We start from the raw sequence: 9,524 nt of genomic DNA, 5'->3' as shown, positions 1-9,524 counted from the left end.
TTAGGCCTGCCGCCAGCGTTCAATCTGAGCCATGATCAAACTCTTCAATTTAAGATTTTGTCGGCTCAATGAATACTGAATTCATATCTAACGATATGTGAATTGACTGTGCCGGTATTACTACCGATTGGTCACTCAGTTCATTGAAACCTAATTTGATACCGAAGTATCGAATTGGATTATCATCAACGAGTGCCCACACAGATTGATAGGTTTATATTTTTAAAGAGCTTCGCTTTGTGAGCTTTCTCTCAAAGCGGACGTGCATTTTAGCGATTTAAGTTATCGTGTCAACCACTTTCTTTAAATCTTTTTTCAAGCGATTCGCTTAAAGCCTTGCACTTACTGAGCTGAGCTGTTGTCTTGCGACCGTTGCCGTGTCAGTGGGGTGGCATTATAGAGAGCTGCGTCACATTGGCAAGCGCTTTTTCCAGTTTTTTTGTATTTTTCTTGCGTTTGGTGATTTTTCATTCGAAAAGGGCTATTTTAGCTAGTATTCACCGTATGAAACGACGAATTATTGGAGATTGAGTGTAAATATGACCAGTTTAAGAAGCTATAAAGGTATTGCCCCTCAGATTGGCAAGGGTGTCTATATAGATGAAACATCGGTTTTGGTCGGCGATATTGTCTTAGACGACGATTCGAGTATTTGGCCTCTGGTCGCCGCAAGAGGAGATGTGAATCATATCCATATCGGTAAGCGCACCAATATTCAAGATGGCTCGGTACTTCATGTTACCCATAAGAACGCAGAAAACCCGAATGGTTACCCGCTTATCATTGGCAGTGATGTCACGATTGGACATAAAGTCATGCTACATGGCTGTGAGATCCACGATGAGGTGCTAGTTGGTATGGGGGCGATCGTGCTTGATGGTGCTGTGGTCGAATCACAAGTGATGATCGGTGCGGGCTCTCTTGTTCCACCAGGCAAAAGACTAGAGTCTGGCTATCTCTATATAGGCAGCCCAGTCAAACAGGCTCGCCCACTGAGTAAAGAGGAGTTAGCCTTTCTCAAGCGCTCGGCGAACAATTATGTCGAGAACAAGAACGATTACCTAGAGCACGTCGCTCCAGTCTAAGTCTTATTAATGTCGCTTTAGCGCTATACGGTGCGGCTAAGCATCCCTATTGCATCCTCCTCTTTCATATAGAGGAGACCCTAACGATAGACTCAGCCGCACTTGGTTAGCTAAGCTCAATCTGACCTTGGCTATTGAACTCTTCGTCTTCTATTTGCTGCTCAGCCCACTCTTCAAGATCAAAACGCAACTCGGCAAACGCTTTTAGTACCTCTGCTTCACCTTCAAGCGAGCGTGATACCATTTTCTCGAGTTGCACTAGGCTAATAACGCACTCGATCAACGCACCACCTTGCTGAGCAGGGAAGATAACCCGCTGCGACACTGAGTCCCAAGTCTGCATATCTGGAAATAAGATCGACTGGTTCATTATTGCCCCTCAAAGTTCTTTCGCAGCTCACGCAACACTTGCTTGGTACCCGGCATCAAACCACGCCAAACCATAAAGCTCTCCGCCGCCTGACCAACCAACATCCCAAGCCCATCCAAGGTCTTGGCTGCCCCTGACTCTTTTGCCCAGCGATTAAAACTGGTTTGCTGAGGTTTGTAGGTCATATCATAGGCCGTGGTAATCGATGAAAAGATGCAATCAGGCACTCCAGGCAGGTCCCCGGTCATGCTGGATGCCGTAGAGTTGATTACCACATCAAATTCACTGGTTAACTCATCCGCTTGTACCGCACGAATCGGTCCAAATGGCGCAAACAGCTCGGCAAGCTCACACGCTTTACTGTAAGTACGATTGGTGATCAGCAGCTCTTTGGGCTTTTGCTCCAACAATGGCTGCAACACCCCGCGACAAGCACCACCGGCACCAATCATCAGAATTCGCGCCCCCGTGAGCTCCACCTGTGCATTGAGCAAGTCTTGAACCAGCCCGGCACCATCGGTGGTATCACCGATGATCTGCCCATCATCCAGCTTTTTAAGCGTATTAACGGCTCCAGCAAGTTGCGCGCGCTCCGTCAGACGGTCAGCAAACTCGAACGCATCAAGTTTAAACGGCATGGTGACATTACATCCTTTGCCGCCTTGGGCGAAGAAATCACGAGCGGCCTGGGTAAATTGCCCTACCTCTGGCTCTGCCATGGAGTACTCCATCACCTGATTGGTCTGTCTCGCGAACAGGGTATGAATAAAAGGTGACTTACTCTGCTTGATCGGATTACCGAACACCAAGTAACGGTCCACTGGCGAATTCATTGTTTGCTTTCCTTATTTTTCTTGCTCTAGCCAATCTCGTGGCTTGAGGAATTGATCGGTCAATTGTCTCTCGGCTGAACCACGCTCAGCCTGATAGCCGTACTCCCAGCGTACCAACGGTGGCATCGACATCAAGATCGACTCGGTTCGCCCACCGCTTTGCAGGCCAAATAGCGTGCCGCGGTCATACACTAGGTTAAACTCAACATAGCGGCCACGGCGATAGAGTTGGAACTCACGCTGCTGCTGGGTAAATGGTGTGTTCTTACGTCGCTCGACGATCGGCAGATAAGCGCGACAATAGCCATCACCCACCGCTTTGATGTAATCGAAACAACGCTCAAACTCCCACTGATTGAGGTCGTCAAAAAATAGTCCGCCTACCCCTCGGGTCTCGTTGCGATGGGGTAGATAGAAGTACTTATCACACCAAGCCTTATGCTCTGAGTACACCTCCTCACCGAAAGGGGCACAAAGATCGCTGGCGGTTTGGTGCCATTCGATACAATCGGCCTCAAATGGATAGAAGGGCGTCAAATCGAAACCACCACCGAACCACCAGATTGGCGCTTCACCGTCTTTTTCGGCAATGAAGAAACGCACATTCGCGTGCGAGGTCGGCACAAAGGGGTTATTGGGATGCATAACCAAAGAGACGCCCATGGCTTCAAAACGTCTCCCGGCAAGCTCTGGACGATGCGCCGTTGCTGAGGCTGGCATTTTCGCGCCTGTGACATGAGAGAAGTTGACGCCACCTTGCTCGAAAACGTCACCGGCTTTCATCACTCGACTGCGGCCACCACCGCCTAGCTTGTCGTCTTGCTCTCGTGACCACGCATCCTCAACGAATCGAGCACCGCCATCCACCTGCTCAAGCTGTTGGCAGATCTCATCTTGAAGCCCAAGGAGGTAGTTTTTTACTGCATGTTTGTCGATCACTGACACTGTATTCCTTTTATTTTAATTAACCCTGACGAAACACCTGACCTGTTTTGGCATCACGGATTTCCGTTGGGTTGGCTCGCCCACCGGTCTCACCTTCAACAATCGTCACCGGCTGATTACCCAGTTGCTCCACCACCTCTTGATGAGTTTTACACGGAGGCTGGCCGGTTAGGTTGGCGCTGGTTGAGGTGATCGGCTTGCCAAACTGCTGACACAGCTGTTGGACTAACGGATGGTCAGTCACGCGAACCGCGACTGAATCAAACTGACCGGACACCCAAGACGAGACTTTATCGCTCGCCGGAACAACCCATGTCACAGGGCCTGGCCAAGTCGCGCGGATAGCCGCCAGCTGTGCTTCACTGAGCTGAGTTTCATCAATATAGTCCTTAATCTGTTTGTAGCTAGCCGCTATCAGGATCAGGCCTTTTTCAACCGGGCGCTGCTTAATGGCAAGCAGGCTCTGTATCGCCTGTGGATTATCAGGATCGCACCCTACCCCAAACACACCTTCGGTCGGATAGGCTATCACTTTTCCTTGAGTTAGGGCATCAATCGCCGCTGCAAAATTGTCCACGCTGTCACTCCCGGCATAATTGAAAATGGTATTGAACTGAGACTTTGCTATGACTTAACTAATAGTGCAAACACTATTCTTTTTTGCCATCGCGCGCAAACGTTTGCTTGCAACACAAATACTCGTATAATGCGCTCAAATTCTACTTTACCACCTCAAATTGTGATTATTTAGGAGCAAGAGATGAAAGTCGGCATCATTATGGGTTCAAAATCTGACTGGCCAACAATGAAACTAGCAGCAGACATGCTGGATCAGTTTGGCGTGCCTTACGAAACAAAAGTGGTTTCAGCTCACCGTACTCCTCAGCTACTTGCTGACTACGCAAACAGCGCTAAAGAGCGTGGTATCAAAGTGATCATCGCCGGTGCTGGCGGCGCTGCGCACCTGCCGGGTATGGCAGCCGCGTTCACTAGCGTGCCAGTTCTGGGTGTACCGGTACAATCACGTGCACTAAAAGGCATGGACTCACTGCTGTCTATCGTGCAAATGCCAAAAGGTATCGCAGTCGGTACTTTGGCAATTGGTGAAGCAGGCGCTGCCAATGCTGGTATTCTTGCCGCGCAAATCATCGGTACCCACGATGAAGAAGTCATGGCGAAGGTCGAAGCTTTCCGCAATGAACAAACCGAAACGGTTCTTGCTAACCCAAACCCAGCTGAGGACTAATCCATGCAGGTGCTTGTTTTAGGTGCCGGTCAGCTAGCACGCATGATGTCGCTAGCGGGTGCACCGCTAAACATCCAAATCACAGCATTCGATGTGGGCAGTGAGAACATTGTTCACCCATTGACTCAAGCCGTAGTTGGCCACGGCTTGGAGAATGCGATTGAGCAAGCGGACGTGATCACGGCCGAATTTGAGCATATTCCACACGACGTGCTGGATATCTGTGAGCGCAGCGGCAAGTTCCTCCCAACCACAGATGCGATTAAAGCGGGCGGCGATCGCCGCATCGAAAAAGCCCTACTCGACAACGCTGGGGTAAAGAATGCCAAGTACGCGGTGATCAACAGCCGCGAAGACTTCGAGCAAGCGATTGAGACTGTGGGTATCCCGATGGTGCTAAAAAGCGCGCTCGGTGGTTACGATGGCAAGGGCCAATGGCGCTTAAAGTCGCGAGATGATGTCGATGCGATCTGGAACGAGATGGCAGAGTGTATTGCTGCGACCGCAACTCAAGCTATCGTAGCGGAAGAGTTTGTTCCATTTAACCGCGAGGTTTCTCTGGTTGGTGCGCGTGGCAAAGACGGTCAGGTTGAGGTCTACCCGCTGGCTGAAAACGTTCATACCAACGGTGTACTCTCACTCTCTACCGCGATTGAAGACCAAGCTCTGCAATCACAGGCAAAAGAGATGTTCACCGCCGTAGCGAACAGCCTCGACTATGTCGGCGTACTGGCGCTCGAATTCTTCGATGTTAACGGTCAGCTGCTGGTCAATGAGATTGCGCCGCGCGTACACAACTCTGGCCACTGGACGCAACAAGGTGCGATCACGTGTCAGTTTGAAAACCACTTGCGCGCGGTTTGCGGTATGCCGCTTGGCAGCACCAAGCTGATCCGCCAAACCTCAATGATCAACATCTTGGGTGAAGACACACTGCCAGATAGCTTGTTAGCAATCGAAGGCTGCCACATCCACTGGTATGGCAAAGACAAGCGCCCGGGACGCAAGATGGGACACATCAACGTCTGCGCAGACAGTAAAGCCGCACTGACGCAGCAATTGATTACTCTCGCGGATGAACTGGATAGCCAAGCTTACCCTGCAGTTCACGAGTTTGCGGAAAAAAATCGTCTATCTTAAAGGAGCGAGGAGCGGGTTACACTTCGTTCCGAGGAGCGAGCAGTCTTCAGCGAGTGTTTCGTTCCTAGTGTAGGGCCTTCTAATCCAATATTTAGACGCAAAAAAGGAGCCTTGTGGCTCCTTTTTAGTATTCAAAACAGGTTATATCTAGTGTAGTAGAGCGACTTATGCACCGCGAGCACTAAACCCCTCGCTCCCCGTAGGGCTCTGCCCGTCCCCGCACCTCGCCCCTTTTTCTAAAGCTCTTGTTGGTGTTGGCACTTTTTATCGGCGCACAGAAGTACCTTGCCCGACGCTCGTTTCTTCTCAACCAATAGATTAAAGCCACAAGCGCTACATTGTCCGGCAATAGGTGGCAGGTTCACTGCAAAGCGGCATTTGGGATAGGAGTCGCAGGCATAAAAGGTTTTGCCGTGGCGAGTTTTACGTTCGACCAAGTGGCCTTTGAGACACTCAGGGCAGGTAATGCTAGCCGGTGCTTGTTCTTCTTGCACATTGAGCGACTCAATATGATGACATTCAGGGAAGTGGCTGCAGCCGATAAACATGCCATAACGTCCCTGGCGCAAGACAAGCTCATGCTGACACTCAGGACACGCCACGCCAAGGTGCTTGATGATATGGCCATCATTTTGTTGCAGCGGGCGAATGTATTCACAACTTGGGTATTGATTACAGCCAAGAAAGGCGCCGTGCTTACCATGACGCATCTCAAGCTCACCTGTGCGCCCTTGCTCTTGGCAAACCGGGCAGACTTGTTGGTCAAGCGCATGCTCGTGGGCGGAAAACAGTTGATTGTCGATCTTACTACTCATAACGCGACTTAGTGCAGAACACCTTGTTCTTTTGAGTACAACAGCTCTTCCATTAGGGTGTATGCATTCTCATTGCCTGGCACATTAAACAGCACCATCAATACAATCCACTTCAGATCTTCGAGCTCAAATTCATTGGTTTCAAGCCCCATGATGCGGTCGATCACCATCTCGCGAATGTCGGCTTTCAAAACGCCCACCTGCTCAAGGAACATCAAAAAGCCACGGCACTCAACATTGAGTCGATCCGTTTCCTTGCTGGTGTAGATGCGAGTTGAGGTCATACCGCCAGCAGCAATCGCCGCATGGTCATCACTCTGCTGCAGGGCTGCTAGCTCTTCAAGCCAATGCAGCGCCTTGTAGATGTCTTTTTCCTGGAAACCCGCTCTGAGTAGCTCATCTTCCAGTTCGTCCTGGTCGACTTGTAACTCTGCATCACTATGGACATAGGTTTCGAACAGGTACATCAAAATGTCCATCATCATAGTTTGCCTCCCCCTAAACGAACGTAGCCACCCGGAACAGCCCTAACCGCACCGAGTAATTCAAGCTCAAGAATTTGATTCATTGCTTCTTGTATATTTATATGGGTCCGAGTCGCCAATATATCAATAGGCGTCGGCTCCAGTCCTACGTTAGCGAACAGTTGGGGAAATGGCAACGGCTCATCACCGTTTGCGCTGATTTGATGCGCTGATTCGAAGCAAAGTTGAGACTGAGCTTGCTGGCTCCAACGCACCAAGGTGTCAATTTCAACCAGGATATCATCAACCGTCTGCACCAAGCAGGCGCCATTTTTAATCAATTGATGATTGCCGCGATAAGTTGGGGTATGAATCGACCCAGGCAAAGTAAACACTTCACGCCCCTGCTCGGCGGCATAGCGCGCCGTGATCAGAGAGCCGCTCCTTTCGGCAGCCTCAACCACCAGCACACCAGTGGCCAAACCGCTTATAATCCGGTTACGCCGGGGGAAGTTAACTCGTTTAGGCGGTGTGTCGGGTGGAAATTCTGACACCAGAGCGCCACACTCAATGATCTTTTCGGCAAGTGAGCGATGCTTGGCTGGATAGAGGCGGTTGTGCCCAGAGCCAAGCACCGCAATCGTGACGCCTTTGGCCTCAAGTGCACCGTGGTGAGCACTGCCATCAATCCCCAGAGCTAGACCACTGGTGATGGTGATTCCCGAACGCGACAACTCAGCGGCAAAGCGCTTGGCATCATTGAGGCCATCAATCGTGGCATGGCGACTACCAACCATCGCCAATTGAGTACTGTGCAAACTGTCTGCTTGCCCCTCGACAAACAGCACCCGAGGTGGGACGGACACCTCAGCAAGAAGCGCCGGGTAGCTAGGATCAAGCGGGGTAATTATTGCTTTACCCTTCCCTTGCTGCCACTCAAGCATGGGGGTGACTCGCGACTCAGACTCTTGCTTAAGATAGCTTGCCTGCGCTTGACTAAAGCCCGCCTCAATTAACTCTTTAGTAGGCAAATCCAGCCAATGTTCAGCTGGAGCTTTGGCTAGCAAGCGCACAAAAGCTTGTCCGGTGAGTCTGGGAATAAAGGCCAGGCTTAGCCAAGCCATCAATTGTCGCTCAGTCATCGTCATCCACACCGGATTTGATCTGCGAATGACGAACAGTGGCAGGCAATAGTAAGGTTTGGCTATCAATCGGCTCGTTGGCCTCAATGATGGTGGCCAGGCTATGACTTTGATGAGAGTAGGTCACAACCAGTTGACCGACGCGTTGGTCTGAGGTGGGAAGGTTGGAGAGAGCCTTTTGCTCTCGCTCTTGGGCAGTAAACAGATCAAACGTGCTACCGGGCTGCAATCCATCTTCGGTGCCTTTGTTCAGCACTAACCATGCTCCCTTGGCGACAAACTTACGCCCAGAGACAAACGCCACAATCGCTGGCTTTACCTGCCTTGGCCCTGATTGCACGCTAAACGATGGCAGCCGATCAGTCTGGCTCTCTATTAGCGCTATCTCGCCTCCACGCAGTTCCTCGGACTGATCCAACAGCGCGATTCGCGTCATACCCTGCTCTGCCAGTTGCGAGCGACCACGAGCCACTTTTTGGACAACGATGACCTTAGACCTACCATCCAAAGTCAGCACTTGACGATATAGTCCCCAAGAAGCACCTGGATGTTCACCCTCAACATAGAGGCGCGCCGTACTTCCGAGGTAATGTCGGTTCCCCTCACCGCTAATCACTCGGCTTGCCTTCTGCCAGTGTGGCCACTCAAGCATCCGTACCTGCAAATCATCCGTCATTTGCGTGGGCTTGGGGATGTTTGGCGTCGCGACCCTCATTTTGGGGCTCAACTCAATAACACGAGGGATGGCAGACACCCCAAAACTTACGCCCAAGCAAAGCAGTGTGACCAAAGCATAGATAGATGAGGCTAGTTTTATTCGCTTCATGACGTTATTCCTTGGCTCTGTTTACCGATAACGATCCTGAAATTGCACGCCCTGATGCTGTCATTTCGGTTATAAAATGTCTAGAATTGTCCCATCAACATCGTGCTCTTTCGGCACAGTTCAATATTTGAGTGTTTATGGCTGTTTTAAATGTATTAAGTTTCCCAGACGAACGTCTTCGTACCGTGGCAAAGCCCGTTGAAGCCGTGACGCCTGAAATCCAGCAAATCGTTGACGATATGCTAGAGACCATGTACGCAGAAGAAGGCATTGGCCTAGCTGCAACCCAGGTGGACATCCACCAGCGCATCGTTGTGATTGATATCTCTGAATCACGCGAAGAGCCTATGGTTCTAATCAACCCTGAGATCACTGAAAAGCGCGGTGAAGACGGCATTGAAGAAGGTTGTCTATCGGTACCTGGCGCGCGTGCTCTAGTGCCTCGCGCTGCTGAAGTGAGCGTAAAAGCGCTCAACCGTGACGGTGAGGAGATCACCTTTGATGCAGATGAACTACTGGCGATCTGCGTTCAGCACGAACTTGACCACCTAAAAGGCAAACTGTTTGTCGATTACCTATCGCCACTCAAGCGTAAGCGTATCCAAGACAAGCTTGCCAAGATCAAGCGCTTCAACGAAAAGCAAGCTAGAGCCTAACA

At 50.7% G+C, this 9,524-nt stretch carries 12 protein-coding genes; 4 read left to right on the top strand and 8 right to left on the bottom strand.

The window, feature by feature from the left end; genetic code table 11:
• Positions 1 to 539: 539 nt before the first annotated feature.
• Positions 540 to 1,085 (top strand): gamma carbonic anhydrase family protein, encoded by a 546-nt coding sequence (locus ACSTTG_RS23500; protein WP_438476540.1) that lies wholly within the window; start codon positions 540 to 542, stop codon positions 1,083 to 1,085.
• 106 nt (positions 1,086 to 1,191) lie between these two features.
• Here ACSTTG_RS23500 and ACSTTG_RS23495 read toward each other — a convergent pair whose 3' ends face one another.
• The 4 genes from ACSTTG_RS23495 to tsaC are packed head-to-tail and all read right to left on the bottom strand — an operon-like array spanning position 1,192 to position 3,810.
• Positions 1,192 to 1,455, bottom strand: coding sequence for a DUF1488 family protein (locus tag ACSTTG_RS23495; RefSeq protein WP_438476539.1), 264 nt, complete (start codon positions 1,453 to 1,455; stop codon positions 1,192 to 1,194).
• Entirely contained in the window at positions 1,455 to 2,288 is an 834-nt protein-coding gene (aroE, locus tag ACSTTG_RS23490; RefSeq protein ID WP_438476538.1) for a shikimate dehydrogenase, read from the bottom strand. The genes ACSTTG_RS23495 and aroE overlap by 1 nt, the downstream gene beginning before the upstream one ends.
• Before the next feature lie 12 nt (positions 2,289 to 2,300).
• Positions 2,301 to 3,233, bottom strand: coding sequence for an oxygen-dependent coproporphyrinogen oxidase (gene hemF, locus ACSTTG_RS23485; protein ID WP_438476537.1), 933 nt, complete (start codon positions 3,231 to 3,233; stop codon positions 2,301 to 2,303).
• A 19-nt stretch (positions 3,234 to 3,252) separates the two neighbouring features.
• Positions 3,253 to 3,810, bottom strand: a complete 558-nt coding sequence (tsaC, locus tag ACSTTG_RS23480; protein WP_438476536.1) for an L-threonylcarbamoyladenylate synthase type 1 TsaC — start codon at positions 3,808 to 3,810, stop codon at positions 3,253 to 3,255.
• 183 nt (positions 3,811 to 3,993) lie between these two features.
• On the opposite strand from tsaC, the gene purE reads away from it, so the two are divergent.
• Together purE and ACSTTG_RS23470 are read left to right on the top strand one after the other, a co-directional pair.
• Complete coding sequence (purE, locus tag ACSTTG_RS23475) at positions 3,994 to 4,479, top strand: 5-(carboxyamino)imidazole ribonucleotide mutase (RefSeq protein WP_438461183.1); 486 nt, start codon at positions 3,994 to 3,996, stop codon at positions 4,477 to 4,479.
• A gap of 3 nt (positions 4,480 to 4,482) precedes the next feature.
• Positions 4,483 to 5,619: a 5-(carboxyamino)imidazole ribonucleotide synthase gene (locus ACSTTG_RS23470; protein WP_438461184.1), complete on the top strand. Its 1,137-nt coding sequence runs from the start codon at positions 4,483 to 4,485 to the stop codon at positions 5,617 to 5,619.
• 236 nt (positions 5,620 to 5,855) lie between these two features.
• Here the strand turns inward: ACSTTG_RS23470 and ACSTTG_RS23465 are convergent, their stop codons facing one another.
• The 4 genes from ACSTTG_RS23465 to ACSTTG_RS23450 are packed head-to-tail and all read right to left on the bottom strand — an operon-like array spanning position 5,856 to position 8,866.
• Entirely contained in the window at positions 5,856 to 6,434 is a 579-nt protein-coding gene (locus ACSTTG_RS23465; RefSeq protein ID WP_438461185.1) for a DNA topoisomerase family protein, read from the bottom strand.
• Between the two features lie 8 nt (positions 6,435 to 6,442).
• On the bottom strand, positions 6,443 to 6,919 hold the full coding sequence (locus tag ACSTTG_RS23460; protein ID WP_438461186.1) for a DUF494 family protein: 477 nt from the start codon (positions 6,917 to 6,919) through the stop codon (positions 6,443 to 6,445).
• Entirely contained in the window at positions 6,916 to 8,040 is a 1,125-nt protein-coding gene (gene dprA / locus ACSTTG_RS23455) for a DNA-processing protein DprA (RefSeq protein WP_438461187.1), read from the bottom strand. Before dprA ends, ACSTTG_RS23460 begins: the two co-directional genes overlap by 4 nt.
• A complete protein-coding gene (locus ACSTTG_RS23450; protein WP_438461188.1) occupies positions 8,033 to 8,866 on the bottom strand; it encodes a hypothetical protein in 834 nt (277 codons plus the stop codon). Before ACSTTG_RS23450 ends, dprA begins: the two co-directional genes overlap by 8 nt.
• Before the next feature lie 137 nt (positions 8,867 to 9,003).
• Between ACSTTG_RS23450 and def the strand changes: the two genes are divergently transcribed.
• Entirely contained in the window at positions 9,004 to 9,522 is a 519-nt protein-coding gene (gene def / locus ACSTTG_RS23445) for a peptide deformylase (protein WP_438476535.1), read from the top strand.
• Positions 9,523 to 9,524: the final 2 nt, after the last annotated feature.

Origin of the sequence: Vibrio glycogenivorans, from assembly GCF_051660965.1 — a bacterium.
GTDB lineage: Bacteria > Pseudomonadota > Gammaproteobacteria > Enterobacterales > Vibrionaceae > Vibrio.
This window is presented reverse-complemented; position numbering and strand designations above follow the sequence as displayed.

What these genes read in the sequence shown, in the direction of transcription:
- aroE (WP_438476538.1), bottom strand. Translation starts at nt 2,288, where the DNA reads ATGAATTCGCCAGTGGACCGTTACTTGGTGTTCGGTAATCCGATCAAG.
- ACSTTG_RS23495 (WP_438476539.1), bottom strand. Translation starts at nt 1,455, where the DNA reads ATGAACCAGTCGATCTTATTTCCAGATATGCAGACTTGGGACTCAGTG.
- dprA (WP_438461187.1), bottom strand. Translation starts at nt 8,040, where the DNA reads ATGACTGAGCGACAATTGATGGCTTGGCTAAGCCTGGCCTTTATTCCC.
- purE (WP_438461183.1), top strand. Translation starts at nt 3,994, where the DNA reads ATGAAAGTCGGCATCATTATGGGTTCAAAATCTGACTGGCCAACAATG.
- ACSTTG_RS23465 (WP_438461185.1), bottom strand. Translation starts at nt 6,434, where the DNA reads ATGAGTAGTAAGATCGACAATCAACTGTTTTCCGCCCACGAGCATGCG.
- ACSTTG_RS23470 (WP_438461184.1), top strand. Translation starts at nt 4,483, where the DNA reads ATGCAGGTGCTTGTTTTAGGTGCCGGTCAGCTAGCACGCATGATGTCG.
- def (WP_438476535.1), top strand. Translation starts at nt 9,004, where the DNA reads ATGGCTGTTTTAAATGTATTAAGTTTCCCAGACGAACGTCTTCGTACC.
- ACSTTG_RS23500 (WP_438476540.1), top strand. Translation starts at nt 540, where the DNA reads ATGACCAGTTTAAGAAGCTATAAAGGTATTGCCCCTCAGATTGGCAAG.
- ACSTTG_RS23460 (WP_438461186.1), bottom strand. Translation starts at nt 6,919, where the DNA reads ATGATGATGGACATTTTGATGTACCTGTTCGAAACCTATGTCCATAGT.
- ACSTTG_RS23450 (WP_438461188.1), bottom strand. Translation starts at nt 8,866, where the DNA reads ATGAAGCGAATAAAACTAGCCTCATCTATCTATGCTTTGGTCACACTG.